Origin of the sequence: Methylobacterium sp. Leaf113 (assembly GCF_001423325.1) — a bacterium.
GTDB lineage: Bacteria > Pseudomonadota > Alphaproteobacteria > Rhizobiales > Beijerinckiaceae > Methylobacterium.
On record NZ_LMNJ01000004.1, the window covers coordinates 59,691 to 86,633 of the forward strand.

At 70.8% G+C, this 26,943-nt stretch carries 20 protein-coding genes; 9 read left to right on the top strand and 11 right to left on the bottom strand.

The genetic code is table 11. From position 1 onward, the window contains the following. The first annotated feature begins 156 nt into the window (after positions 1–156). Positions 157–1,983 (top strand): glutamine--fructose-6-phosphate transaminase (isomerizing), encoded by a 1,827-nt coding sequence (gene glmS, locus ASF60_RS04555; RefSeq protein WP_056181077.1) that lies wholly within the window; start codon positions 157–159, stop codon positions 1,981–1,983. A gap of 140 nt (positions 1,984–2,123) precedes the next feature. Here the strand turns inward: glmS and ASF60_RS04560 are convergent, their stop codons facing one another. Then, a complete protein-coding gene (locus ASF60_RS04560; protein WP_056181080.1) occupies positions 2,124–3,467 on the bottom strand; it encodes a dicarboxylate/amino acid:cation symporter in 1,344 nt (447 codons plus the stop codon). Between the two features lie 363 nt (positions 3,468–3,830). On the opposite strand from ASF60_RS04560, the gene ASF60_RS04565 reads away from it, so the two are divergent. Both ASF60_RS04565 and ASF60_RS04570 read left to right on the top strand, forming a co-directional pair. Then, the gene (locus ASF60_RS04565; RefSeq protein ID WP_056181082.1) at positions 3,831–5,816 is read left to right on the top strand and encodes a sensor histidine kinase; all 1,986 of its coding nucleotides are present in this window, start codon (positions 3,831–3,833) and stop codon (positions 5,814–5,816) included. Further along, the gene (locus ASF60_RS04570) at positions 5,813–7,171 is read left to right on the top strand and encodes a sigma-54-dependent transcriptional regulator (RefSeq protein WP_056181086.1); all 1,359 of its coding nucleotides are present in this window, start codon (positions 5,813–5,815) and stop codon (positions 7,169–7,171) included. The genes ASF60_RS04565 and ASF60_RS04570 overlap by 4 nt, the downstream gene beginning before the upstream one ends. An 85-nt stretch (positions 7,172–7,256) precedes the next feature. Here the strand turns inward: ASF60_RS04570 and ASF60_RS04575 are convergent, their stop codons facing one another. The 3 genes from ASF60_RS04575 to ASF60_RS04585 all read right to left on the bottom strand — a co-directional run bounded on the left by ASF60_RS04575 (position 7,257) and on the right by ASF60_RS04585 (position 11,834). Continuing rightward, the gene (locus ASF60_RS04575) at positions 7,257–7,838 is read right to left on the bottom strand and encodes a PepSY domain-containing protein (protein ID WP_056181089.1); all 582 of its coding nucleotides are present in this window, start codon (positions 7,836–7,838) and stop codon (positions 7,257–7,259) included. Between the two features lie 93 nt (positions 7,839–7,931). Further along, on the bottom strand, positions 7,932–9,527 hold the full coding sequence (locus ASF60_RS04580; protein ID WP_156633864.1) for a PepSY-associated TM helix domain-containing protein: 1,596 nt from the start codon (positions 9,525–9,527) through the stop codon (positions 7,932–7,934). 45 nt (positions 9,528–9,572) lie between these two features. After that, positions 9,573–11,834, bottom strand: a complete 2,262-nt coding sequence (locus tag ASF60_RS04585; RefSeq protein ID WP_082507754.1) for a TonB-dependent siderophore receptor — start codon at positions 11,832–11,834, stop codon at positions 9,573–9,575. 716 nt (positions 11,835–12,550) lie between these two features. On the opposite strand from ASF60_RS04585, the gene ASF60_RS04590 reads away from it, so the two are divergent. Then, a complete protein-coding gene (locus ASF60_RS04590) occupies positions 12,551–13,228 on the top strand; it encodes a Crp/Fnr family transcriptional regulator (RefSeq protein WP_056181280.1) in 678 nt (225 codons plus the stop codon). A gap of 11 nt (positions 13,229–13,239) precedes the next feature. Here ASF60_RS04590 and ASF60_RS04595 read toward each other — a convergent pair whose 3' ends face one another. The 4 genes from ASF60_RS04595 to ASF60_RS04610 form a co-directional block, all read right to left on the bottom strand. Further along, the gene (locus tag ASF60_RS04595) at positions 13,240–13,533 is read right to left on the bottom strand and encodes a hypothetical protein (protein ID WP_056181092.1); all 294 of its coding nucleotides are present in this window, start codon (positions 13,531–13,533) and stop codon (positions 13,240–13,242) included. Between the two features lie 92 nt (positions 13,534–13,625). Then, complete coding sequence (locus ASF60_RS04600; protein WP_200940905.1) at positions 13,626–13,961, bottom strand: DUF6894 family protein; 336 nt, start codon at positions 13,959–13,961, stop codon at positions 13,626–13,628. A gap of 252 nt (positions 13,962–14,213) precedes the next feature. Further along, positions 14,214–16,499, bottom strand: a complete 2,286-nt coding sequence (gene recD2, locus ASF60_RS04605) for an SF1B family DNA helicase RecD2 (protein ID WP_443136727.1) — start codon at positions 16,497–16,499, stop codon at positions 14,214–14,216. 51 nt (positions 16,500–16,550) lie between these two features. Beyond that, complete coding sequence (locus ASF60_RS04610; RefSeq protein WP_056181098.1) at positions 16,551–17,240, bottom strand: hypothetical protein; 690 nt, start codon at positions 17,238–17,240, stop codon at positions 16,551–16,553. Between the two features lie 237 nt (positions 17,241–17,477). Here ASF60_RS04610 and ASF60_RS04615 point away from each other — a divergent pair, with 237 nt between their 5' ends. Beyond that, positions 17,478–17,813, top strand: coding sequence for a hypothetical protein (locus ASF60_RS04615; RefSeq protein WP_056181101.1), 336 nt, complete (start codon positions 17,478–17,480; stop codon positions 17,811–17,813). 124 nt (positions 17,814–17,937) lie between these two features. Here ASF60_RS04615 and ASF60_RS04620 read toward each other — a convergent pair whose 3' ends face one another. After that, complete coding sequence (locus ASF60_RS04620) at positions 17,938–18,201, bottom strand: hypothetical protein (RefSeq protein ID WP_056181282.1); 264 nt, start codon at positions 18,199–18,201, stop codon at positions 17,938–17,940. Positions 18,202–18,387: 186 nt separating this feature from the next. Here ASF60_RS04620 and ASF60_RS04625 point away from each other — a divergent pair, with 186 nt between their 5' ends. Next, the gene (locus ASF60_RS04625) at positions 18,388–19,230 is read left to right on the top strand and encodes a DUF502 domain-containing protein (RefSeq protein WP_056181103.1); all 843 of its coding nucleotides are present in this window, start codon (positions 18,388–18,390) and stop codon (positions 19,228–19,230) included. Between the two features lie 34 nt (positions 19,231–19,264). Here ASF60_RS04625 and ASF60_RS04630 read toward each other — a convergent pair whose 3' ends face one another. After that, positions 19,265–21,754: a putative bifunctional diguanylate cyclase/phosphodiesterase gene (locus ASF60_RS04630; protein WP_443136730.1), complete on the bottom strand. Its 2,490-nt coding sequence runs from the start codon at positions 21,752–21,754 to the stop codon at positions 19,265–19,267. Positions 21,755–21,957: 203 nt separating this feature from the next. Beyond that, positions 21,958–24,105 (bottom strand): ATP-dependent DNA helicase RecG, encoded by a 2,148-nt coding sequence (gene recG, locus ASF60_RS04635; protein ID WP_056181107.1) that lies wholly within the window; start codon positions 24,103–24,105, stop codon positions 21,958–21,960. A 210-nt stretch (positions 24,106–24,315) separates the two neighbouring features. Between recG and ASF60_RS04640 the strand changes: the two genes are divergently transcribed. From ASF60_RS04640 to ASF60_RS04650, 3 genes are all read left to right on the top strand, one after another. Beyond that, complete coding sequence (locus tag ASF60_RS04640; protein ID WP_056181110.1) at positions 24,316–24,609, top strand: FAD assembly factor SdhE; 294 nt, start codon at positions 24,316–24,318, stop codon at positions 24,607–24,609. A 112-nt stretch (positions 24,610–24,721) separates the two neighbouring features. Further along, positions 24,722–25,216, top strand: coding sequence for an NUDIX hydrolase (locus tag ASF60_RS04645; protein WP_082507750.1), 495 nt, complete (start codon positions 24,722–24,724; stop codon positions 25,214–25,216). 182 nt (positions 25,217–25,398) lie between these two features. Continuing rightward, a complete protein-coding gene (locus ASF60_RS04650) occupies positions 25,399–26,910 on the top strand; it encodes an MFS transporter (protein ID WP_274533542.1) in 1,512 nt (503 codons plus the stop codon). The last annotated feature ends 33 nt before the right edge of the window (positions 26,911–26,943 follow it).

Below are 26,943 nucleotides of genomic sequence, written 5' to 3' on the forward strand. Positions count from 1 at the left end.
CCGCGCCGTGGGGCACGCGGCTGGCGCGCGCCTGTCCCGATCCGGTACAAGCCGGGACGCGTGCGTTCGCGTCCGGGCTCCGCGCCGGGCATCCGCCTGCCATCCCGTCCGGGCTCCGCGCCGGACATCCGAGAGACACCTGAGAGACACCAACCCATGTGCGGAATCGTTGGCATCGTCGGGCGGGACGCCGTGGCCGGGCAGCTGGTGGAAGCCCTGCGCCGGCTCGAATATCGCGGCTACGATTCGGCCGGCATCGCCACCCTGACGCAGGGGCACCTGGAGCGCCGGCGCGCCGAGGGCAAGCTCGCCAACCTGGAGATGCGCCTGCGCGACGCGCCGCTCGGCGGCAGCATCGGCATCGGCCACACCCGCTGGGCCACGCATGGCCGTCCCAACGAGACCAACGCGCATCCGCACGCCACGACGCGCGTCGCCGTCGTGCATAACGGCATCATCGAGAACTTTCGCGCGCTGAAAGCCGAACTGCAGGGCGAGGGCGTGCGCTTCGAGAGCGAGACCGACACCGAGGTGGTGGCCCAGCTCGTCAGCCACGCCCTGGAGGGGGGCCTGGGTCCGGTCGAGGCGGTGGCGGCCTGCCTGCCACGCCTGCACGGGGCCTTCGCGCTCGGCTTCATCTTCACCGGCCACGACGACCTTCTCATCGGCGCCCGCCACGGCGCCCCCCTGGCCATCGGGTTCGGCGAGGGCGAGACCTATCTCGGCTCGGACGCCCTGGCGCTGGCCCCCTTCACCCAGGAGATCACCTACCTGGACGAGGGCGACTGGGCCATCCTGACCCGGGACGGGGCCGAGATCCGCGACCAGGACGGCCAGCCCGTCACCCGCGAGCGTCAGCGCATCGTCGCCCAGGCCTACCGGGTGGAGAAGGGCAACCATCGCCACTTCATGGCCAAGGAGATCCACGAGCAGCCCGAGGTGGTCGGCCGCACGCTGGCCCATTACGTCGATCTCGCCAACGGCCGCGTGGCCCTGCCCGAGGCCCTGCCCTTCGACTTCGCCAAACTCTCGCGGATCTCGATCACGGCCTGCGGCACCGCCTATTATGCCGGGCTCGTCGCCAAGTACTGGTTCGAGAGCCTGGCCCGCCTCCCCGTGGAGATCGACGTCGCCTCGGAGGCGCGCTACCGCGAGCCGCCGCTGGACCGGGACGGCCTCACCCTGGTGATCTCGCAATCGGGCGAGACCGCCGACACCCTGGCCTCCCTGCGCTACGCCAAGGGGCAGGGCCAGCACACGCTCGCCGTGGTCAACGTGCCGACCTCCACCATCGCGCGCGAGGCCTCCGCGACCGTGCCGACCCTGGCCGGCCCCGAGATCGGGGTCGCCTCCACCAAGGCGTTCTCGTGCCAGCTCACGGTGCTGCTGTGTCTCGCCATCCATGCTGGCCGGGCGCGCGGCACCGTGAGCCCGGAGGAGGAGCGCCGCCTCGTCGACGCGCTGATCACGGTGCCGGGCCTGATGGCCGACGCGACCAAGCTGGAAGGCCCGATCGAGGTCCTGGCCCGCGAGGTCTCGAAGGCCCGCGACGTGCTCTACCTGGGGCGCGGCACCAGCTATCCGATGGCGCTGGAGGGTGCCCTGAAGCTCAAGGAAATCAGCTACATCCACGCGGAAGGTTATGCGGCGGGTGAACTCAAGCACGGCCCCATCGCCCTCATCGACGAGAGCGTGCCGGTGATCGTCATCGCGCCCCACGACGCGATCTTCGAGAAGACGGTGTCGAACATGCAGGAGGTGGCCGCCCGCGGCGGCCGCATCATCCTGATCGGCGACGCCAAGGGCGCGGCGGCCGCCGGCCTCGACACCATGGCCACCGTGACGATGCCGGACCTCGATCCGGTGGTGGCCCCCATCGTCTACGCGGTGCCGATCCAGCTCATCGCCTACCACACCGCCGTCTTCATGGGCAAAGACGTCGACCAGCCGCGCAACCTCGCGAAATCCGTCACGGTGGAATAGGCCCATCACGGTCGATTCGGGGGTTCCGATATCAAAAGGGACGCGACGACCAACCGGTCCGCGCGTCCCTTTTTCCGTAGGCCAAGCGCTCGCTCCTTCGAGCGCTTGGCGCCCGGCCGCGATCATTTGGCCGGCCGCAATCACTCGGCTGGCTGGAGAGCCGGCAGCTCCGAGTCGAGCGGCATCGGGTTGCCGCCGAGCGCCGCCGCGAGCTTGACGTCGTCGACCTCGCCCTCCCAGCGGGCGACCACGATGCAGGCCACCGCGTTGCCGATGAAGTTGGTGAGCGCGCGGCACTCGGACATGAAGCGGTCGACGCCGAGGATCAGCGCCATGCCGACCACCGGCACCGAGGGCACCACCGCGAGGGTCGCCGCCAGGGTGATGAACCCCGAGCCGGTGACGCCGGCCGCGCCCTTGGAGGACAGCATCGCCACGAGGAGCAGGAGGCCCTGTTCGCCGTAGGTGAGGGGCGTGTCCGTAGCCTGCGCGATGAACAAAGCCGCCATGGTCATGTAGATGTTGGTGCCGTCGAGATTGAACGAGTAGCCGGTCGGGACCACGAGGCCGACGACGGGCTTCGAGCAGCCGGCGCGCTCCATCTTCTCGAGCAGCGAGGGCAGGGCGGACTCGGAGGACGAGGTGCCGAGCACCAGCATCAGCTCTTCCTTGATGTAGCGGATGAGCTTGAGGATCGAGAAGCCGTTGTAGCGGGCGACGAGGCCGAGCACGCCGAGCACGAAGATCGCCGAGGTCAGGTAGAAGGCGCCGACCAGGTAGGCGAGGTTGGCGAGCGAGGCGATGCCGTACTTGCCGATGGTGAAGGCCATGGCGCCGAAGGCGCCGATGGGTGCGACCTTCATGATGATGTTGACGACGCCGAAGATGGCCTCCGACAGCACCTTGATGATGTCGAGGACCGGCTTGCCGCGGTCGCCCAGGAAGGCGAGGCCGAAGCCGAACAGCACCGAGAAGAACAGCACCTGGAGGATCTCGCCGCCCGAGAACGCCCCCACCGCCGTGGTCGGGATGATGTTCATCAGGAAGTCGGTGATGGACTGCGTCTTCGCCTTGTCGGCGTACATCGCGATCGACTTCGGATCGAGCGACTTCGGATCGATGTGCATGCCCGCGCCCGGCTGGACGAGGTTCGCCACGATCAGGCCGACGATGAGCGCCAGGGTGGAGAAGGTGATGAAGTAGATCAGCGCCTTGCCGCCGACGCGGCCGACCTTCTCCAGGTTGGTCATGCCGGCGATGCCGGAGACCACGGTGAGGAAGATCACCGGCGCGATGATCATCTTGACGAGCTTGATGAAGGCGTCGCCGAGCGGCTTCATGTCGGCGCCGACCTGCGGGTAGAAGTGTCCCAGCGCGATGCCGATCGCCACCGCGACCAGGACCTGGAAATACAGGGTCCGGTAGAGCGGCCGGGGCTTCGGCGGATCGTGGGGCGCGGTGAGGGGCAGTGGTACGGTGGCCATGAGGGCGTTCTCCCGGTGGGTCTCGCGAAGGATGTCGGTTCGGGTCCAGGGGCTCGCCCCGGTTCCGTCCGTTCTTGGTCTTGGTCTTGGTCTTGGTCTTGATCTCGAACCGATGGGCCTCGGCCGCCGGAGATCCGGCGGCGTCCGCGTCCCGGTCGGCAGCCCCGCGGAAAGCGCAGGGCTGCGTTACCGCCTCGGAATGGCAACCGGCATGCCAGATGCCGGCAGGCCGGAACTTTTTGTTAAGTCCTCGAAACGAAGATGCTTTTTGCCTGCGATGCCCGTGATGCCGTGGCGCGGGTCTGCGGAAACTCGGACGCGGTCCGGGAATCCTGTCCGGAAATTCGCAGTGGTTCGGACCCGATGAGGCGCGAGGCCGGACCGCATGGGCGGCTGCACGTGCCGAGCCGCCGGAGCCTCGTCCTGCTGGCGAGCCTTGCGGCCATCCTGCTCGCCGCTTGGTCGGCCGGACGGGTCGCCGAGCGCTGGGCCCTGGCAGATCTGCGCCGCACCGCCCAGGCCGCCCTCGGGCTGCAGGTCGGGGCGCTGCGGGCCGAGATGCAGAAGCAGGCCTCGCTGCCTCTCGCCCTCGCGGCCGACCCGGAGATCGCCGCCGCGGCCGCCGCGACCTCGGGAGACCCGTCGTCCCGCCCACTCCTCGACCGCGTGAACCGGCGGCTGGCCCAGGTGGCCGAGGCCACCGGCTCGGCGGTGATCTACGTGATCCGGCCCGACGGCATCACGGTGGCGGCCAGCAATGCGGGCACCTCCGGCAGCTTCCTCGGCCGGGACTACGCGTTCCGGCCCTATTTCCGGCAGGCCATGCAGGACGGGGTCGGCTCGCAATTCGCCCTCGGTACCGTGAGCGGCCGCGCCGGCCTCTACCTCTCGCGCCGGATCGGGACGGCCGGCGGCGTCGTGGTGGTCAAGATCGAGTTCGCGGCGGTCGAGGCCGCCTGGCGCCGGGCCGGCGACGGGGTGTTCGTCGCCGATGGGCGCGGCATCGTCCTGGTGGCGAGCGACCCGGCCTGGCACCTCGCCACCCTGCGGCAGATCGACGAGACCGAGCGCAGCCGCATCCGCGAGGCCCGGGAGTTCGGCGACAGCCCCCTTCCGGCCATGCCGCTCTACCCCATCGCGGGCACCACCGACCTGGTGCGGGTGGGGCAGGGCGGGCAGCCGGCGCGGGCCGCGCTCCTCCTCGACGCGCCGATCCCCGGCACGGGCTGGCGCCTCTTCACCTTGACGCCCCTCGGCCACGCGGTGGAGCGCGAGCGGGCCCAGGCCTGGATCATCGCCGCCCTGGTCACCGGCTTCGCCTGCCTCGGCCTCAGCGCCCTGGCGGGCCGCGGCCGGCGCAACCGGGAGCGCCTCGCCCAGGCCTCGGCGCAGCGGGACATCCTCGAGGCTCGCGTCGGCGAGCGGACCCGGGAATTGACCGACGCCAACCGGATGCTGCGGCTCGAGATGGAGGAGCGCCGGCGGGCGGAGGCCGAGCGCGAGCGCCTGGGCCGCGAACTCGCCCAGGCCGGGCGCCTGGCGGCCCTGGGCCAGTTCGCCGCCAGCATGGCCCACGAGATCAACCAGCCGCTCGCGGCCATCCGCTCCTACGCCGACAACGCCGCCATCCTGGTCCGGCGCGGCCGGACCGACGAGGCGGAGGAGAACGCCTTCGCCATCGGGCGGCTCACCGACCGCATCGGCGGCCTCACCCGCCAGCTCAAGGGCTTCGCCCGGCGCTCCTCCGGCAGGCGCGAGCCGGTGGTGCTGGCCGAGATCCTGCACAACGGCCTGGAGCTGGTGGCGGCCCGGGCGGCGGCGGCCGGCATCCCGCTCACGGTGCAGACGGGGCCGGCCGGCCTGCGGGTCCTGGGCGACGGGCCGCGCCTCGAGCAGGTGGTCGTGAACCTGCTGCAGAACGCCCTCGACGCGGTGGCGGGCCAGCCCCCCGGACACGGCAGCCCGGCAGGCCCGCGCGTCGATCTGCGCGTCGATCTGCACGCCTCGGCCGAGGCCCCGGACCGCGTCCGCGTCGAGGTCCGGGACAACGGCCCGGGCATGCCCGAGGCCGTCCGGGCGCAGGTCTTCGACGCCTTCTTCACCACCAAGTCGGACGGGCTCGGGCTGGGGCTCGCCATCGCCCGCGGAATCGTCGAGGATTGCGGCGGCAGCCTGACGGTCCTCGACGATCCCGCGGGGGGCACGATCTTCCGCATGGTGCTGGCCAAGGTCCTGGCCAAGGTCCGGGACCCCGAAGAGGGCCTGGATCGGCAGACGATTCTGGAACAGCAAGAGAGCCTGGGACAAAAGGCCGGCCGGGCGGCGGGACCGGCGGAGGCGACCACGTGAGCGAGACAGCGGATGGGCCGGGTTCGGCCGAGCGGGTCGTCTTCATCGACGACGAGGCGGAGGTCTGCCGCGCCAACCGGCAGAGCCTGGAGCTCGACGGCTTCCGGGTCGAGACCTTCGGGGCGGCCGGGCCGGCCCTGACGGCGATCCTGGCCGATCCGCCCGGCCTCGTCATCACCGACGTGCGCCTGCCCGACCTCGACGGCAATGCCCTGTTCGCGCGCCTGCGGACGATCGACCCGGAACTGCCCGTGATCCTGATTACCGGGCACGGCGACATCCGCATGGCGGTCGCGGCCATGCGCGACGGCGCCTACGATTTCCTGGCCAAGCCCTACCCGGCCGAGGCGCTGCTGGCCTCGGCCCGGCGCGCCCTGGAGCGCCGCCGCCTCGTGCTGGAGAACCGCCAGTTGCGGGCGCGCCTCGATGCCGCCCTGGAGGAGGACCCGGCCTTCCTCGGAGTCTCGCCCGAGATGGTGCGCCTGCGTCAGCTGGTGCGCGAGGTGGCCCATGCCGATGTCGACGTGCTGGTGTTCGGCGAGACCGGGGCCGGCAAGGAGGTGGTGGCCAGCGCCCTGCACCGCTGGGGCCGGCGGGCCAAGCGCAACTTCGTGGCGATGAATTGCGGCGCCCTGCCCGACAGCGTCGCCGAGAGCGAATTGTTCGGCCACGAAGCCGGGGCCTTCACGGGCGCCCTGAAGCGCCGGGTCGGCCGGATCGAGCACGCCCAGGGCGGCACGCTCTTCCTCGACGAGATCGAGAGCATGCCGCTCAACCTGCAGGTGAAGATGCTGCGCGTGCTGCAGGAACGCAAGGTCGAACCGCTGGGCGGCAACGACACCCTGGCCGTCGACATGCGCGTGGTCGCCGCCACCAAGGTCGATCTCGGACAGGCGGCGGCGCAGGGGACGTTCCGCGACGACCTCTACCACCGGCTCAACGTGATCACGATCGCGATCCCGCCCTTACGGAACCGGCGCGAGGACGTGATCCTGCTGTTCCAGGAATTCCTGCGGCGGGCCGCCACCCGGTTCGGCCGCGAGGTCCCGGCGATCACCGGCCCGGTGCTCGACCACCTGCGTCGGCACGACTGGCCCGGCAACGTGCGCGAACTCGGGCATTTCGCCGAACGCTTCGCCCTGGGCCTCGCCGACCTGGAGCGCTCCGCCCCGGAGGCCGTCACCGCCGGCACCCTGGCGGATCAGGTCGACCGCTTCGAGCGCAGCCTGATCCGCGAGGAGCTGATCATGGCCGGCGGGGATGTCCGGATGGCGGCCGAATCCCTCGGCACGCCGCGCAAGACCCTCTACGACAAGATCGCCCGGCACGGGCTCACGCCGACCGACTACCGCTGAGCCCCGGCGGGAGGGGGGCCGTCTCGCCGGCATGGAGGCCGGGACGGAGGGAGGCCGGCCCGGGGGCCGGCCGTCCGGGGTGGGATCAGTCGACGACCTTGCCGTCCGGGCCGACCTTGACGGTCTGCTCGCGGTCGGCATGCGCCACCTTGATCTCGTACTCGACCGAGGCGCCCTCGCGCTCGACCTCGGCCTCGTAGGCCTTGCCGCCGCCGGCCTTCTTCTCGGCGATGACCAGGGCGTCCTTGAGCGAGACGGTGGCCTTCTGGAAATCGGCCGGCTTCAGGCGGGTGAAGTAGCGCTCGATCGGCTGGTTCTCGGTCTTGTAGAGAGCGCCGTCATCGGCGTTGATGCCGTACTCCACCAGCTTGCCGTCGGGGTACACGACCTTGATGCTGTAGTGGTTCGGGTTCTTGCCATCGGCCTTCTCGAAGTCGGCGTCGATGGCGCGGCCCTTCTCGCCCTGCTTCTCGGCGGTGGTCAGCGCCTGGGCGAGGGTGACCTTGCTGACGGCGGCGAGCTGATATTCCTTCAGGTCCTTGTCGGTCTTGGCGACGGTGCCGCCGGCGGCGGTCCCGGTGGCAGGGGTGGTGGCGGGGGTCTGGGCCAGCGCGAGGCCGGCGCTCATCGCGAAAAGGCCGGCGGCGGCGGCAAGGCGGTACATCATGGCGGGTCGTCCCGTTTCGGGTTCGTTGAAGGACCCTGGAAACGGGCACGGGCCGGTTTGGTTGCCCCGCACCGAGCCGTTTGCGCGCCCGCCTCAGCGGGCGGACGGGCCGATGGGGGCGAAGTCGCCGAGGCCCGCACGGGTTGGCGCGGCCGCGGCGGCCCGGGCCGCCCGCCGCGGCCCGGCATAGCGGGCGAGCTTGCGGGCCGCGAAGGCGAACAGGCCCGCCAAGGCGAGGAGCGTCGCGTCGAACCACACGAACCGCGCCTGCCCGGCAAAGAGCCCGGCCCAGCGGTGATCGACCAGGGCGAGGTCGGCGGCCACCACCGCGAGATAGAGACCGGCGGTCGCGGCCAGCGCCGCGCCCCAGGCCCTGCGCCCCGACCCCGCGAGGGCCGCGAGCGTGACGAGGCCCCAGGTGGCGAAGAAGGCCCCGATCTCCCAGTCGCCCCGCCCCGACAGGCCGAGGGGCAGCAGGCGGTTGGCCAGGAAGTAGGCCGCGATTCCCGCCGGCAGCCCGGCGACGGCGCCGATATTGAGGGCCTGGACCAGGCGCAAGCCGAGGAAGCCCCGCTCGCCGGCCTTGGGCAGGCGCGCCACCGACCACAGCACGAGGCCGGTCGCCACCATGGCGGAGCCCATCAGGCCGCAGACGAAGAACAGGATGCGCAGGGCCGGCCCGGCGAAATGCGCCTCGTGCAGGCCGACCATGGTGGTGAAGGTCCGGGTCGCCGGCTTGAGGCCGCCCTGCCGGACCTCGCGCACCGCGCCGGTCACCCCGTCGAAGGCGATCTGCGGATGCGCGTGCGAGAGCCCGTGCGGCTCCTCGAACATCGCCGTCACCACGGAATTCGCGTCCCGCGGGTTGGCGATCGACAGCCGCTCCAGGGGTTCCGACACCTGCGCCATCGCGTCCCGCACCATCGGGCCGATGGGCGCGAGCGTGCCGGGCTGCCCGGCGGGGGCGCGCGGCGCCGGGATCTGACCGCTCTCGGCGAAGAAGGTCTGGGCCTCGCCCTTGTAGGCCGTGGTGATGCCCCAGGGCATGTACATCACCGCGAGGGTGACGATGCCCGTGTAGGTGATCATCAGGTGGAACGGCAGCGCCAGCACGCCGGTGACGTTGTGGGCGTCGAGCCAGCCGCGCTGGGGCGACTTGTCCCGCCGCAGGGTGAAGAAATCGGCGAAGATGCGCCGGTGGGTGACGATGCCGGAGATCAGCGCGACGAGCATGACCATGGCGCAGATGCCGACGATCCAGCGGCCCCACAGGGGCGGCATGTGCAGCTCGAAGTGGAAGCGGTAGAGGAAATCGCCGCCCTTCGTGTCGCGGATCGCGGCCGGCGCGCCCGTCGCGGGGTCGAGCCGGGCCTGCCCCGGCGGGGTGCCGGGCTTCGTCCGCCAGAACAGGTCGATGACCGGGCTGTCGGGCTGCGGCAGGCCGACGAACCAGGTCCGGGCCCCGCCCGCATGGGCCGTCAGGTGGGCGACGCCGAGTTCGGCCGCCCGCGCCATGGCGTCGGGCGAGAGCGGCGCGGCCTGCACCAATTCGGGGCGCATCCAGCGCGAGATGTCGGCCCGGTAGTAGCTCGCCGTGCCGGTGACGAAGACCGCCAGCAGGACCCAGCCGACGATCAGGCCGGACCAGGTGTGGAGCCAGGCCATCGCCTGACGGAAGGTCGTCCCCATGCGGTCCTCCGGTTGCGGATTGTCGCGCCGCCCTGAGCCTGCGCGTTACCAGCGGTAGCGCAGGGTGGCGTAGACCGTGCGGGGCAGGCCGTAATAGCAGTTCGAATAACTGAAGCAGCCCGTGACGTAGCGCTCGTCGAGGAGATTCTGCGCGTTGACCTGCAGGGTGAAGCCGTTGAGCGTCGTGTCGAGGTTCTTCAGGTCGTAGGACAGCACGGCATCGACCAGGACGCTCTCCGGGACCTTGAAGGTGTTGGCGGGGTCACCCCAGGACGACCCGAGGTAGCGCACGCCGCCGCCGATGCCGAGGCCCAGCAGGGGGCCGCTGGTGAAGCGGTAATCGGCGAACAGCGACACGGTGGTGTCCGGGATCTGGACCGGGACGCGGCCCTGGAGCGCCACCTGCTGGTTGGTGACCTGGTTCAGCGTGGTGGTGAGGTCGGTCACGACGCGGGCGTCGATGAACGAGAAGCCGCCGATGACGTTCAGGCCCTCGGCGAGATTGACCCGCGCCTCGAACTCCATGCCCTGCACGCCGACCGCGCCGGTCTGCACCACGAAGTTCCGGTTGACCGGATCGGGGTTGGTCGCGTTCGAGCGGCGGATGTCGAAGGCGGCGGCGGTGAGCAGGATGTCGGTGCCGGGCGGCTGGTACTTGATGCCGGCCTCGAACTGGTCGCTGGTGATCGGGTCCGGGATGCGGCCGATCGAACCGAAATTCGCGTCGAAGATCCGTCCGGCCGTGATCGGCTCGAAGGCCTCGCTGTAGGAAACGTAGGGCGCGAAGCCGTTGTCGAAGAGGTAGAGCAGGCTCGCCCGGCCGGTGAAGGCCTCGGACGGCACGTCCTGGTTGGTCACGACGTTGGTGGCGAGGCTCCGGGTCGGGCCGGAATTGCGGGCCCAGTCGTAGCGGCCGCCGAGGGTGAGGACGAGGCGGTCGAATTTCACCTGGTCCTGGAAATAGACGCCGGTCTGCTCCGAGGTGATCCGCGAATCCGTGGTGAAGGGCGGCGTCGGGATGTTCATGGCGTAGTTCGGAAACAGGACGTTCAGGCTGGGGGCGGCCGGAAAGGCCGACGACAGCGTCCGGGTCTCGAAGCTCCGGTAATCGACGCCGACCAGGGCGGTATGGGCGAAGATGCCGGTATCGAACTTGCCCACGAGGTTGTTGTCGAGGGTGTAGGCGTCGATGCCGACCCGGGTGGCGATGCGCGAGCGGTCGATGAGCGGGCCGCTGGCGAAGGGTCCCGTGGTGTCGTTGAAGGCGCCGTAGACGCTGCGGTAATCGCCCTCGGTGCGCAGGTAGCGCCCCGCCGAGTGGAAGTGCAGGGCCTCGTTGACATTGTGGTCGAAGATGTAGCTGATCGAGGCCTGGGTCCGGTCCGAACGCTCGAAGTTGCGGTCGCCGTCGTAGAAGTCCACCGGCAGGCGGCCGGTGAAGCCGTTGCCGAAGTTGCGCGGGAACACCGTGCCCACGGCCGGGAAGCCGCCGTAGAAGCCCGAGAACGGATCGCGCTCGTAATTGCCGATGATGGTCAGCGAGGTGTCGGTGGAGGGCCGCCAGGTGACGCTCGGGTTGATGAGCACGCGCTCGACCCGGGTGGTCACCGCCGGGCCGTCGCCCGTCCAGCCGAGGCCGATGACCCGGTAGGCGAACTGGTCGGCGAGCGGGCCGGCCTCGGCGGGGAGGGGGCCGCCGATGTCGAAACCGCCCCGGACCTCGTTGAAACCGCCGCCCTGGACGAAGATCTCGCCGTGGCGGACGAATTGCGGAACCTTCGACACGAGGTTGACGATGCCGCCCGGTCCCGATTGCCCGTAGAGCACCGAGGCCGGCCCCTTGATGATGTCGATGCGCTCGAGCCGGTAGGGGTCGATGCTGGCCGAGGCGTCGCGGCTGCCCGGCAGGGCGAGGCCGTCGAGGAACAGCGGCGCCGTAAAGCCCCGGATGAAGAACTGTTCCAGGCGGCTGGCCCCGGAGCCGCCGCGCTGCTCGGTGGTGACGCTCGGCGAGTAGCGCAGCGCCTGGTTGATCGTGATGGCGTTCTGATCCTCGATCTGCTGGCGACCGACCACCGAGATCGACTGCGCGGTCTCCAGGATCGGCGTGTCGGTCTTGGTGCCGACGCGGCTCTGGGTGGCGACGTAGCCCCGCACCGGCCCGACCGCCCCGCCCGGCTGGCTGCCCGACGCGTTCCGCCCGAGGCCGACGCCCTCCACCGAGAGCGTGTCGAGGGTGACCGCATCGGTGGCGCTCTGCGCATGAGACTCGCGAATACCGAACCCGATCGCGGCAACGCCGGACATCAGCGTCGCCAGAAGGCAACGCTGGGCTACCTTGGCGATCGGACGGGCGTTATCATTCAGCACAAAGCGGTTCACAGCCAAAGACCATTCCGGGTGAGCACGAGAGCGGTGTCGCAGACGTGAATTGACTTACTGTCCGTGACCCAAAATCGTCTTGGCAGGATTCATAATTACGATGCAAGGACTATGTTTTTTACTTATTCCAGGTTGGAACTACGGACGACGCCACGGGCCATCGCCGCCTCTCATCCCGACGCCTCGTGAAAGCGTCGCGGTGTCGCCGAAACCGCACAGCCCGCAGCGTCGAACGGGTTTCGCGACCGGCACCATGCCCAGGAGGCCATTCCACAACCGCCCTCGTCTTCGACACGCACTCGTATTTCGATACGCGAAAAGTCGGTTTTTTCAGCAGATGCGCATCGTGATTTCTGGAAATACTTGATTTTTACGTCGGGATGACCACTATCAAATGGTTGCTTGCTCCGGTTCGGCCGCAAGCGATTGGGAGACAGAGCGCGCTCTTGCCGTCGTGAGGGAGCGCCATGCCCGACACTGTCCAGCCCAAACCCCCTCCTTCCAATGCTCCTCTGGCCAACGCTCCTCCGGCCAACGCTCCTCCGGCCAACGCTCCTCCGGCCAAGGCTCCCCTGAACAGGACCGAGCAGACCGGCCCGGTGCCCCGGCAGGGCGATCTGCGCAACCGCCTGCTCCGCGCCATGGCGCCGGACGACTTCGCGCGTCTGCAGCCGCACCTGGAGCCGATGGCCGCCCCCCTGCGCCAGTCCCTGATCCTGCCGCACCAGCCCGTCCGGCAGCTGTACTTTCCCGAGGACGGGTTCGTCTCGGTGGTGACCGGATCGGCGGCGGGCCGGGTCGAGATCGGGATCATCGGGCGCGAGGGGCTGGTCGGGGCGACCCCCATCCTGCTCGACAGCGACCGGACGCCGAACCACGCCTTCGTGCAGAAGGCCGGGCAGCTGCTCGCCATCGACGCCGCCTTGCTCAACCGGGCCGTGGCGCAAAGCGCCTCTCTCCGGACCCTGCTGCTGCGCTACGTCCAGGTCCAGATCATCCACCTGGGCAAGGCCGCGCATGCCAACGCCACCTACACCATGGAGGTGCGCCTCGCGGGCTGGCTGCTGATGTGCCACGACCGGGTCGATGGCGACGAGATCGCCATCACGCACGAGTTCCTGGCCCTGATGCTCGGGGTGCAGCGCACCGGGGCGACGCTCGCCGTGCAGGTCCTGGAAAGCCAGCATATCATCCGGGCGCGGCGCGGACGGATCACCATCCTGGACCGCTCGGCCCTGCTGGATCTGGCGGGCGGAAGCTACGGCACCGCCGAGGCCGAGTATGCCCGGCTGATCGAAGGCGCCGGACCCGGCGCCTGATCCGACCGGCCTCAGGCTGCCAGCGGGAGGGCGTCCCGGGCCGGTGCGGCGGAGCGGATGCCCAGGAACGCCTCCACCGCCTCGAGGGAGTCGAAGGCCATGAATTCCGGGCGCAGGGGCTGGGGCAGGCCCGCGAAGGTCAGGCTCCGGAAGGTGTCCGGATGGGGATAGAGCTGGTAGGGGCCGCCCGCCGCCAGGGGCGGGAACAGGATCGCCACCTTCCGGCCGCCGAGCCGGACCAGGCGGGTGCTGCTGTAGGACAGGGTCTCGATCGTGTAGGCGGCCCGCTTCGGCGTGGTTTTCATACCCTTTTGCCTTTCATGACCTTTTGCATTTCATGGATTTTGCCTTGCATCACGCTGGCCGTCGCAGCGCCGGCCCGTGCCCCGCGCCGGGGTCAGGCCGCCCGCGACACCCGCGCGGCTTTGCCGACGGGGCGAACCTCACCGGCCGGGAGAATCTCGCGGACGGGAAGAATCTCGCGGATAGGGAGAATCTCGCGAAACGGGAGAACGAGGACGCGGCGTCCCTGCCCGTCGTGGACGTCGACGATCCAGTCCGACCAGTCGAGCGCCGCCCCGACCCGCTCCATGGCGTGCAGCGCCACCTCCACGGCGTGGAAACGGACCTGGGTCCGGTCGGCGATGGCGAGCCCCGTCGGGTCGATGATGGCCATGTGGCCGTCGGTGCAGTGAAAGCGGTACGGGGATTGGGACTGACGCGGGACAGCCATGTCCGGGCCTCTCCTCGGTTTGAGTCGCGACGCGTCTCCCAAGAGGACCGACAATCTTCGGAGGCGGGGCCTCGCGAAGGACGGGTCCTGTCGACAAGACGGGTCTGCAGCGGCGTTCCGTCGATATAAGTTCTTCTTTTGTTCTCATCAAGATTCCGGCCCTGCGCGTTCTGACGCGGCCCGGTGCTCAAACTTGGCCGGTGGCCACGGGTGCGAACCCGTTGCTGGCCGCCGCCCTGAGAAAGCCCCCTCCTAGCCGCGCTCGCGCAGCCATTGGCCGAGCTTGGTCCAGCGCCGCGCCTGCCGCACGCCGGACAGAGCCATCCGGATCGCCCGGGGCTGGCCGATCAGCACCACCAGTTGCCGCCCCCGCGTCACCGCCGTGTACAGGAGGTTGCGCGCCAGCATGGCGGCGTGCTGGGTCACGATCGGGATCACCACCGCCGGATATTCGGAGCCCTGGCTCTTGTGGATGGTGGTGGCGAAGGCCGGCACCAGGGTGTCGAGTTCGCCGTACGGATAGGCGACCGCGCGCCCGTCGAACGACACGATCACCGCCTGATCCTCGGTATCGATGCGGGTGACGCAGCCGAGATCGCCGTTGAACACGTCGCGGTCGTAGTCGTTCCGCGTCTCCATCACCCGGTCGCCGGGGGCAAAGCGCCAGCCGAAGCGCTCCACCGCCTCGGCCCCCGGCGGGTTCAGCACCCGCTGGAGTTCGTGGTTGAGGTTGCGGCTGCCGAGCACCCCGCGCAGCATCGGCGTCAGCACCTGCACGTCGCGGATCGGGTCGAGGCCGAAGCGGGCGGGGATGCGCGTCGTGACCACGTCGACCAGCCGGGCAAGCCCGATCTCGGGATCGTCGACCGCGATCCAGTAGAAATCCGCCGCATCCGGAGATGCCGGAGCGGTGGTCTCCGACCCCGGAGGCCCGGCCTCCGGGACCGGGGGTAACGCCTCCGGCACCGGAGGCAGCGCCTCCGGCATCAGCCCGCGGTTGATGCGATGGGCGTTGACGACGATCCGGCTCGCCGCGGCCTGGCGGAACACCTCGGTGAGGCGGGCCACGGGAACGCGCGCCGAGGCGATGAGGTCGGCCAGCACCTGGCCCGGCCCGACCGAGGGCAATTGGTCGACGTCGCCGACGAGGAGCAGGGCCGCCCGCTCCGGCATCGCCTTGAGGAGCGCGTTCATCAGCGGCACGTCGATCATCGAGGCCTCGTCGACGACGAGGAGGTCGCAGTCGAGCGGGCGGTCGGCGTCGCGGGTGAAGCCGCCGCCCGCCGGGTCGATCTCCAGGAGGCGGTGCAGGGTCCTGGCCGCCAGCCCGGTCTGCTCGGTCATGCGCTTGGCCGCCCGGCCGGTGGGGGCGGCCAGCAGCACCCGCACGCCCTTGGCGCCGAGGATGCGCAGGAGCGCGTCGAGCGTGCTGGTCTTGCCGACGCCGGGCCCGCCGGTGAGGACGCAGAGCCGGGCGGCGAGCATCGTCCCGATGGCGGCCCCCTGCGACGGCGACAGGGTCCGGCCCGTGCGCGCCTCGACCCAGGGGATCGCCCGGGCAGCGTCGATGGCGGGCCAGGGCGGGGGGCCGTCGCGGCGCGCGATCAGGCGCTCGGCGATGGCCCGCTCGGCCCCGTGCAGGCCCTTGAGGAACAGGCAGGTTTCGGAGCCGGAAGGCCCGGTCTCGATGGTGTCCGCCACCACGTCGGCGCCGCGCAGTTCCAGCGCGATGGCGAGGCGGATCAGATCGGGCTCGACCGCGAGCAGGCTCTGGGCGAGCGCCACGAGGCGCTCGGTCGGCAGGGCGCAGTGGCCCGCGTCGGTGGCGGTCTGGAGCGCGAAGGTGATCCCGGCACGCAGGCGCTGCGGCGCCTCCGGCGCCATCCCGAGCCGCATCGCGATGGCATCGGCGGTGCGGAAGCCGATGCCGCGGATGTCGCGGGCGAGGCGATAGGGGTCCTGCGTCATGACGGGAATCGCGTCGCGCCCGTAAGTGCGGAAGATACGCACCGCCCGGGCGGTGCCGACCCCGTGCGCGTGCAGGAACACCATGATCTCCCGCACCTGCTTCTGCTCGGCCCAGCCGCGCAGGATGCGGGCGGCGCGCTTGGGGCCGATCCCCGCCACCTCGGTCAGGCGGCCGGGCTCCGCCTCGATGACCGCGAAGGTGTCCGCGCCGAACAGCGCCACGATGCGCTCGGCCATGGCCGGTCCGATGCCGCGCATCTGGCCCGAGGCGAGATAGCGGGCGATGCCGTCGCGGCCCGTCGGCGGCGTCACCCGCAGGGTCTCGGCCCGGAACTGCAGCCCGTGCTGGCGGTTGCTGGTCCATTGGCCCGCGGCGGCGATCCACTCGCCCGCCGCGATCGCCGGGGCGTGGCCGACCAGGGGCACGAGGTCGCGCCGGCCCGCCACGTGCACCTTGAGCACGCAGAAGCCGGTCTCGGCGTTGTGGAAGGTGACGCGCTCGATCGTGCCCGCGAGGGTGTCGTGGCCCGGATGCGGTTCGATCTCGCCCGGGCGGATCATCCTGTTCACGCAACAAGTCCTGCGTCAGGCTCAGGCCGCGCGGCGGCTGTTTCTGTTGAATCAGGCCGCGCGGCGGCTGGGTTTCTTCGGCGGCCAGCCCAAGGCGACGAGGCGGGCGCGGGCGTAGTCGCGGACTTCGTCGCGGGTGCCCGGCGGCATTCCGGCGAGCACCTGCTGGGTTTCGGCATCGAGCATCAGGTCGGTCACCGCGTCGATGCTGTCCTGCGCGTCGATGCGGCGCTTCAGGTCGGCCTCGGCCTCCGTCACCGCGTCGAACGGATCGGGATCCGCGAAGGCGTCGTCGACGGCCTCGATCGCGGCCGGGTGGCCCTGCCGGAACTCGTCGGCCTCCTCCTCGGAATAGACCAGCCCGTGCAGTTCCAGGAGCTTGAGGATCACCCGGTCCTTGGCCCGCTTCTCCGCCATGGCGTAGACGTAGCCGGCCTGGCGGCCGGACACCCGGTAGTTCACGTTGACCAGGGCCTCGCCGATCGACCACTCGACCCGCTCGGTCCCGGCCTTCGTCCCGGTTTTGGTCCCCGCCATCCTGCCCGTCACCAGGATGACGGCCTCGTCGCGCTCGGCCCGCACCAGGGTCGGCGGGTCGAAGGTGATGCCGGCCTGGGCCGCGATCCGCTCCAGGGTCCGGTGATAGATCACCGCCGTGCCCTTCACGCGCCAGACATTGCCGCCGAAGGGTTCCCCGTAGCGGACCAGAATGTCCGCGATCTGCTTGTCCGCCGTTCTCATCCAGTCCGCCCGTCGCGATGCGGAGCCCCCATCGCGTTCATGATTTGTTCCGACCGTTCCGATGTGGTTCCGGCGGGTCGCGTCTGCAAGTGGGTCTTTGCGAGTGGGTCTTTGCGAGTGGGTGCGTCGCATTCGATGGTCGGCTAGAGTTGCCCGCCGAAGACGTTGCCCTCGCGCCGCAGCAGAGACCCCGTCGAACCGGCATCATCCCAAGCAAGCATGACCATAGGAGCCTCGATGACCGCGCTGATCTTCTCCGTGTCACGCTCCGATGGCGAGGGCGTCTACCGGATGGAGGCGACGAAGACGCCACGCGGCGTGCGCTTCACCTGCACCTGCCCGGAGGGAGTCGCGGACCAGCATTGCGAGCACCGCCTCGCCCTGCTCCTGGGCGATGTCGCCCACCTCGCCTCGGTCGATCCCGCGGCGGTGGAGGCGCTCAAGGGCCTGACCCGCGGCTCGCCCCTGATGCACGCCGTCCATCGCCTGGCCCAGGCGGAGGCCGCGGAGGCCGAGGCCCGCGCCGACCTGGAGCGCGCCCGGCAGGTGCTCGCCACCATCTTGGGTGGATGAATCCACCATTCCGGGCGGATGAATCCGCCATTCCGGGTGGATGAATCCGCCGTTCTGGGCGGCTCGCCCCGCCGGCCGGGCGGTGACCTCGGCCGGGCGGGCAACCGGACCCGGTGCGTCGGCTTCAGCCCCGGTCGGGCCGCGCCTCCCAGATCGCGGCCTCGACGAAGGGACGCCGGAGCTGCGGCCCGGCGCCGCTGCGGTGGATGAAGTCGTTGGCGCCGGGATGGCGGCGGATGGCCTTGGCCAGGTTCAGCCGGTAGCCGGCCGCGAACACGAAGGGCGGCGCCATCGGGTCGGCCATGAAGGCCTCGATGGCCGCCTTGACCTCGGTCTCGGGGATGAGGCCCAGGTCGCACAGGGCGCGGATCGTCAGCTTCTCGGTCATGCGGTCCTCCATAGGCGCAAGGGGGATCGGCGCAAGGGGGGCGCCGCCGCAACGCGGCCTTGAGCCGAGGCACCGCACCGGCTACCTCTTGGTGCGGGGGCCAAGCTTGCCCGGAAACCCGGCCGCGCCGCGCGCGGCGCCGCCGGGGCATTCCGAGACGCCGTCCCGCCGGCCGAAAGTGCATCCGTGGCGCCCACCCTGTCCCCCCCGCTTCCCCCCCCAGAGCCCGAATCCGGCGGCCGCCCGCGGGTGAGCGCGCGCGGCCGCCTGCGGACCTACTTCCTCACCGGCATCATCGTGTCGGGGCCGCTCGCCATCACGATCTACCTGACCTGGTGGTTCATCAGCCTCATCGACGGCTGGGTGAAGCCCCTGGTGCCGGCGAGCTACCTGCCCGACCATTACCTGCCGTTCTCGATTCCGGGACTCGGCCTCCTCATCGCCTTCGTGGCGGTGACGCTGCTGGGCTTCCTCACCGCCAACCTCGTCGGGCGCAGCGTGGTCGAGTTCGGCGAGGTGCTGCTCGCCCGCACCCCCGTCATCTCGGGGCTCTACAAGGGCCTGCGCCAGATCTTCGAGACCCTGTTCTCGGCCAACGGCACCTCGTTCCGCACCGTCGGCCTGGTGGAATTCCCCGTGAAGGGCACCTGGTCGGTGGTGTTCCTCTCGGCGCCCGCCGCCCCGGACGTGCAGAACGCCCTGGCCCCGGGGGGCGACCATGTCGGGGTGTTCCTGCCCTGCGCGCCCAACCCGACCACCGGGTTCTTCTTCTACCTGCCGCGCAGCGAGATCGTCGAAGTGGCCATGAGCGTCGACGACGCGGCCAAGCTGGTGATGTCGGCCGGCGTGATCCAGCCCGAGGATCCGCACGCCCGAGACACCCATGCTCGGGAAGGCCATGCCCGGGAAGGCCATGCCCGGGACGCCCACGCAAAGGAGTCCCACACCAGGTTCCAGGCCCTGGCCTCCACCCTGCGGGCGGCCCAGGGGGAACCCGCCGGCCCGGCGTCCCGCCGCGAAGAGGTCTGATCCGGCGCCTCGCCGGGACGCGGATCGATTCCGGTCAGGCCGGCGGGAGCGGAGCTGCCAGACATCGCCGCCGGGCCTCCGCCGCCGGCGCGGGGTGCCCGAACAGGTAGCCCTGGACCTCGTCGCAGGCGGCCGCGCGCAGGCGGGCGAACTGCGCGTCCGTCTCGATGCCCTCGGCGGTGGTGGCGATGCCGAGGCTCGCCCCGAGGCCGATGACCGCCCGGACGATGGCCGCCGCGTGCGGGTTGGATTCCATCTCGCTCACGAAGGTGCGGTCGATCTTGATCCGGTCGAACGGAAAGGCGCGCAGGTAGCTCAAGGAGGCATAGCCGGTGCCGAAATCATCGAGGGCGATCCGGACGCCGAGGGCGCGCAGGCGGTGCAGGGTGGCGAGGTTGGCCGCGTTCTCCGCGAGCAGGACGGTCTCGGTGATCTCGAGTTCGAGCCGTTCGGGCGCCAGTCCGGCCTCGGCCAGGATCCGGCCCACGCCCTGGGCGAGGCGGCGGTCCCGGAACTGGAGCGGCGAGAGGTTGACGGCGACCCGGAGGTGCCCGGGCCAGCCCGCCGCCTCGGCACAGGCCCGGCCCAGGACCCAGTCTCCGATCGGCCCGATCAGGCCCGTCTCCTCGGCCAGCGGCACGAACTCGGCGGGCGGGACGAAGCCGCGTTCGGGATGGCGCCAGCGCAGCAGGGCCTCGAAGCCGGTGAGCTGCCCGGACCCGGCCCCCAGGATCGGCTGGTAATGGACCTCCAGGGCGCCCGCCGCGAAGGCGGTGCGCAGGTCCTGCTCCAGGGCGCGCCGCCGTTGAAGCCCCGCCTCCATCGCGGGTTCGAAGACCCGGTGGGTGTTCCGGCCCGCGGCCTTGGCCTGGTACAGGGCGAGATCGGCATTGCGCAGGAGACGGTCGGGATCGGTCCCGTCCCGGGGCAGGCGGGCGAGCCCGATGCTGACGCCGATCCGGACCGCCTGCCCCTGGATCGGGAAGGGCCGGCCGAGGCTTCGGATCAGCCGGGCGGCGAGGGTCCGCACGCGCTCGACCGGGATCGGCGCGGAGGCCGGGTCGTCCACCATCAGGATCGCGAACTCGTCGCCGCCCATGCGCGCGACGACCACCTCCCGTCCGACCGCCGGCCCGGCTTCTCGGCCCTCTTCTCGGCTGCCTTCTTGCCCGGATTCTTGCCCGGATTCTTGCCCGACACCCTCCAGCAACCGTTCGGCGACGCCGCACAGCAGCGTGTCGCCGGCGGAATGCCCGAGGGTGTCGTTGACGGATTTGAAATGGTCGAGGTCGAGGCAGAGCAGCCAGGCCCCGACGCCGCTCCAGCGCGGCTGCGCGATCACCTCCGCGAGGCGATCGCGCAGCCGCACGCGGTTGGGCAGATCGGTCAGGGCGTCGTGATGCGCCATGTGGGCGATGCGGGCCTCGGCCCGGCGCCGCTCGGTCACGTCCACCACGGCGGCCAGCACCGCCGCGCGCCCATGGAACTCGAGGCGGCGCTCGAACAGGTTGACCTCGATCCGGGTGCCGTCGGCCCGCCGATGGACCCGGGGCAGGCCCGGATCCGTCATCGCCCGGGTTGCGGGCTCGAGGTCGCCCTGGGTCAGGGCGAGGAAGCGATCCCGGGCGTAGCCGTAATGGACCAGGGCCGCATCGTTGACCGCGAGAAAGCGATGATTGTCGCGGTCGACCAGCCACATCGGCAGCGGGTTGTTCTCGAACAGGAGGCGCGCGGACGCCTCGCGGGCCTTCAGGTCGCCCACATCGACGAAGGTCAGGGCGAGGAGATCGCCGATGCAGCCGGCCTCGATCTTCAGGTGGAGGACGGCCCCGTCCGGCACCGGAACGCTGAGTTCGAACACCGCACGGCGTTCCGCCTCGATGATGCGGAACAGGCGCCGCAGGGCCCGGGTCTCGACAAGGCCCGGGACGATATCGGTGAGGCGCCGCCACTGCAGCTCCGGGATGGTCCGGCCGAGCATGCGGGCGGCTCCCTCGTTGGCCGCAACGATCTTGAAATCGTTCAGCCGCCCGTCGGGGCCGCGGACCGTGCTCAGGGCCAGCATGCCCTGGTCGGTGGCGCCGAAGATCGCCTTCACGAGGTCGTAGCGCGAGGGCGGACCCGACAGGCTGACCAGGACCAGGGGCTGCTCCCCGCCCCAGGACAGGGGCAGGGCCAGGAACGTGATGCCGGTGACGATGCCGTCCTGCACGCGGTCGCAGCGTGTCCGGGCGGGACCGTTCTGGTCGAGGGCCCGGGCGACGACCTCGTCGAGAGGCTGGCGCACGTCCTCGCCGAGATCCGACACGGCGCAGCGGACCTCGCCGGGAACCCGCTCGCTGCGCCCGAGCCAGATGGCGAAATGGCTGCCGCTCCAGAGGATCCGGGTCGGCCGGCCGTCCTGCGTGGCGATCAGGGCGGCGTGGTCGGCATGGCGCCCGAGCGTGCCGAGCACCACGGACTCGTAGGTGGGGATCGCCTCGCCGGCGCGGCGGGCGGCGTGCCAGCGATCGATCAGGGGCATCGGCCGCGCGGCGTCGCGTCGCGATCCCCGGGGTTCGCCCTGGCCCTGGCTCGGCATCGACCCCGCTCCCCTGGTTGCAGGCGGAAGGTTGCAGGCGGAAGGCTGCGCACGGGAAGGTTGACGCCAGGTTCATCAGCCGGCGCAGGACTCTGATCCTTGAAAACCGATCCTTGAAAACCGATCGTCGAAAACCGGTCCGTGCCCTATCCGGCGCCCAGCAGCCGGATCGCGGCGTCGCGCTCGAACAGGTAGAGCAGCACCCGCAGGGCCTGGCCGCGCGCGCTCTTCAGGCCGGGATCGCGCTGGACCACGAGTTGCGCATCGTCGCGGGCCACCTGCAGCAATTCGGCGTCGGTCTCCAGGCTGGCGAGGCGGAAGGCCGCGAGGCCCGATTGCCGGGTGCCCAGCACCTCGCCCTCGCCGCGCAGGCGCAGGTCTTCTTCCGCGATGCGGAAGCCGTCCTCGGTCTCGCGCATCATCTCCAGGCGCGCCCGCGAGACCTGCCCGAGGGGACCGCGATAGAGCAGCAGGCAGGTGGAGGCGCGCGTACCCCGCCCGACCCGGCCGCGCAGCTGGTGGAGCTGGGCCAGCCCGAAGCGCTCCGCATGCTCGATGACCATGATGGTCGCTTCCGGCACGTCGACGCCGACCTCCACCACCGTGGTGGAGACCAGGATCCTGGTCTCGCCCCGCTGGAAGCGCTCCATGGCGGCGTCCTTGTCGGGCCCCGGCATCTTGCCGTGGATGAGGCCGACCGCGTCGCCGAAGCTGTGGCTCAGATCCGCGAAGCGCTCCTCGGCGGCGGCCAGATCGACGAACTCGGATTCCGCCACCAGGGGGCAGATCCAGTAGACCCGGTCGCCGGCGGCCACGGCCCGGCCCAACCCCGCCACCACCTCGTCGAGGCGGTCGGTGGAGACGAGGCGGGTGGCGATCGGCTGGCGTCCGGCGGGCTTCTCGTCGAGCACCGAGACGTCCATGTCGCCGAAGCAGGTCAGCGCCAGGGTGCGGGGAATCGGGGTCGCGGTCATCACCAGGATGTCGACGGCGGCGCCCTTGGCCCCCAGCGCCAGGCGCTGGTGCACGCCGAAGCGGTGCTGCTCGTCCACCACCGCCACGCCGAGATCGGCGAACACCACGCTGTCCTGGAACAGCGCGTGGGTGCCGACCACGATGTCGACCGCGCCGGATGCCAGCGCCGCCAGGGTGGCGCGACGCTCGGAGGCCTTGTCGCGCCCGGTGAGGAGGCGCAGGCGCAGGCCGTCGGTGAGAGGCGCCAGGCGCTCGAAATGCTGGCGCGCCAGGATCTCGGTGGGGGCCATCAGGGCGGCCTGGCGCCCGACCTCCACGGCCGACGCCATGGCGAGCAAGGCCACGGCGGTCTTGCCGGAGCCGACATCGCCCTGGAGCAGGCGCAGCATGCGCCGGTCGGAGGCGAGATCGGCGCGGATCTCGGCGACGGCGCGGCTCTGCGCCCCCGTGAGCGCGAAGGGCAGGGCGGCCTCGATCCGGCCGCTCAACGTGCCGTCCCCCGCATTGGCCCGGCCCGGGGCGCGGCGGTTGCGGGCGCGCATCAGGGCCAGCGCCAGCTGCGAGGCGAGAAGCTCGTCATAGGCGAGGCGCCGCCGGGCCGGCGTGCGCGGCGGCGCGGTCATGCCCTCCGGCACGGGCGGCGGCGCGCTCTCGGGCCGGTGCTCGGCCCGCAGGGCGTCGGCGAAGGCCGGCAGCCCCTCGCGGGCGATCCAGGCCGGGTCCTGCCACTCGGGCAGCACCGGCAGGCGCTCCAGGGCGGCATGGGCGAGCTTCGAGATCGCCCGCGAGGTCAGCCCCTCGGTGGCGCCGTAGATCGGCTCGACCACGGGGAGAGCGGCCAGCCCTGCCTCGTCGACGATGCGGGCGGGATGGACCATCTGGCGGTGCCCGTCCCAGAGATCGATGCGCCCGGTGATGTAGCGGTGGCTCCCGAGCGGCAGCATCTTCTCGACCCGGGCCTGGGGCATGCCGAAGAACACCAGGGTGATGTCGCCGGTGGCGTCCTCGACCAGCACCCGGAACGGCCGCCGGCCGGCCCCGGGCTGGGGCGCCCGGTAGCCCGTCACGGTGACGCCGAGGGTCACCGGCTCGCCGGGGGGCGCCTCCGCGATGGAGCCCATCAGGCGACGGGCGACGCCGCCCTGCGGCAGGTGGAACAGGAGGTCGACGATGCGGGCCGGCTGCTCGGGCGTGCCGAGCAGCCGCTCGATCATCGGCGCCATCTTGGGGCCGATGCCCGGCAGCCCGCGCGCGGGCGCGAACAGGGCATCGAGGATGCTCGGACGGAGCAGGGGCTGGCGCGGCGCGGCGTCGGTCATGCGGCTCGTTGGAGGGAAGGCACGGATGGGATGCGGAACGGGCGCCACCGTGCGTGACGGCGGGATGGTGGCGCGGGCGGCTGTCTCTATATACACCCACGAAGGCTTGGTCCTGCGACGGATGCCGCATCGGGGCCGGGCAGGGGATGGCATGATCCGGGGATCCCCGGATCACAGCATCCCGGGATCCCCGCATCACAGGCTGACCGCATGTCCGGCACCACCCGCACCAGCGCCGACCTCGATCCGCGCCGCCGCCGCACCCTCTTCCGCGCCTGGCACCGCGGCATCCGCGAGATGGACCTGATCATGGGCCGCTTCGCCGATGCCGAGATCGGCACCCTCTCGGAGGAGGAGTTGACCCTCTTCGAGGCCCTGATCGAGGTGCCGGACCGCGACCTGTTCCGCTGGCTCACCGGCGAGGACCCGACGCCCGAGAACTACGACACCCCGGTCTACCGCCGCCTCAAGGCGTTCCATAAGCACGACGCGCCGATTCATTAGGGGGCGATGGCGACCCGTTCGCGCCCTCGGTATCGCCTGTCGATCGTGCCCCGTGCAGACATCCTGTCTGGCTTGAGCCGCAAGCGTCGGCGTCGGCCCGGAGCATCACGCCATGACGTCCGTCGCGTTTCCAGACATCCGCATCGCCGCCGGGTTGATCGACGACGGTCACGGTCGGCTCCTGCTGGTGCGGAAACGGGGCACCCGCTGGTTCATGCAGGCCGGCGGCAAGATCGAAACGGGCGAGAGCGCGCGGTCGGCCCTGTGCCGTGAACTCCACGAGGAAATCGGCGTGACGCTGGAGGAGGGCGAGGGCCGCCATCTCGGCTGTTACCGGGCTGTCGCCGCCAACGAGACCGGGATGATGGTTCAGGCCGAACTCTTCCATCTGAGACTGGCCGGGACGCCGACGATCGGCTCGGAAATCGAGGAGGCGATCTGGGTCACGCACGACGCAGCAGGGGACCTCCCGCTGGCCCCGCTCACGCGCGACCATGTCCTTCCCCTGGCGAAAGCCCTTCCCCTGGCGAAAGCCCTTCCCCTGGCAAAAGCCCTTCCGCTGGCGAAAGCCCTTCCGCTGGTCCTTCCTCTGCCACGAGCGCTCTGAACGTCCGGTCCCTCACGCCCCCGTCCGGTTCGGCACCCACGGAGACCGTCGATTCCGTTTCGGTGTCACGCTGATCGACGGCGTCCGATTGCAGAGGGATCGCGTTCGCGCCAAGTCTTGCGCCGACCGCAACCTGCAGCTGCATCTTTCGGGGTGCAGCGGCGTCAGCCGAGACGAGGCCCGTGAGCGCATCCATCGCGACCGCGAAGAACGGGGCGGCCCTCACCGCCGTTTCCCTGTCGGCCCTCATGCTGGGACTCGAGATCTCCAGCATCCCGGCCATCCTGCCGACCCTCGAGCGGGTCCTGCCCGCCGACTTCCGGCAGCTGCAATGGATCGTGAACGCTTACACGATCGCCATGACGACCTGTCTCATGGCGATGGGGGCGCTCGCCGACCGCCTCGGGCGAAAGCGCGTCTTCATGGCCGGCGTTCTTGCGTTCGGCCTCGCCTCCTTGGCCTGCGGGCTGGCAACGCAGGCGCCGGTCCTGATCGCCGCCCGCTTCGTGCAGGGTGCGAGCGCCGCCGCCATGCTGGCCTGCCAGATCGCCATCCTGTCCAACCCGTTCCGCGATGGGGCGGAGCGTGGCTCGGCCTTCGGCTGGTGGGGCGTCGTCTTCGGATTCGGTCTCGGATTCGGCCCGCTGATCGGCGGGCTCACCGTGGCGGTTGCGCGTTGGGAATGGGTGTTCCTGGTTCATGTCGGGCTTGCCGCCGTGACATGGGCCGCCGCGAAGGCCGGCATCACGGAATCCTTCGACACCCAGGCGGTGCGGTTCGACTGGCCGGGCGTGGCCACGCTCTCCTTCTCCGTCTTCGCGCTCGTCTATCTCATCACGCAGGGCGAAGCGCCCGTCCCTGCCAACTCCGCAGCCCTCGCGCTCGCCCTCGCGGGCCTTGCGAGCGTCCTCGCCTTCCTTCTGGTGGAGACGCGCACGCCTCGCCCGATGTTCGACTTCGGCGCGTTCCGCAACCGGGCCTTCTCCGGCGCCCTTCTCGGCGCGGCCGGCATGAACTTCAGCTTCTGGCCCTTCGTGATCTACCTGCCGATCTACGTCCAGGCGGTTCAGAACCTCGACAGCGTCCGGATGGGTCTGGCGCTTCTCGCGTATACGTTGCCGACGCTCCTCGCCCCCCCGCTGGCCGAGCGATTGCTCCTGGCGCGCGGACCCCGCTTCGTGATCCCGCTCGGCCTCCTCACCATCGGACTGGGCTTCGTCCTGATGCGGCTGGGGGCAGGCGTCGGCGAAGCGGCCTGGGTCACCCTGCTGCCCGGCTGTGTCGTGACCGGTCTCGGCGTGGGCCTCACCAACACGCCCGTCGCCAACACGGCGACAGGCTCCGTCGCGATCGAGCGCGCCGGCATGGCCTCAGCGATGGACATGAGCGTGCGGATGATTGCGCTCTCGATCAGCATCGCCCTGATGGGCCTCATCCTCGTCCGGGGCATCCGCGCAAGCCTGGAACCCGTCGCGCCCCACGCGGCTTCAGGCCTGACCGCGCTCTCCGAATCCGTCGCCGCCGGCAACCTCGCCGCGGCCGAGGCCGCCGGTATCCCCATTGAGCTGGCCCGTCACGCGCTCGGAGAGGGGTTCGATGCGGTGATGCTCTATGGGGCGACGGCAGCCTTCGGGTTTGGGTGTCTCAGCTTGTTGACCCTGAAGGGCGGAGCAAGGATGCCGGCTCTCCGCTGACGCATGGGATTTGTCAGGGATCATCGGGTTTGT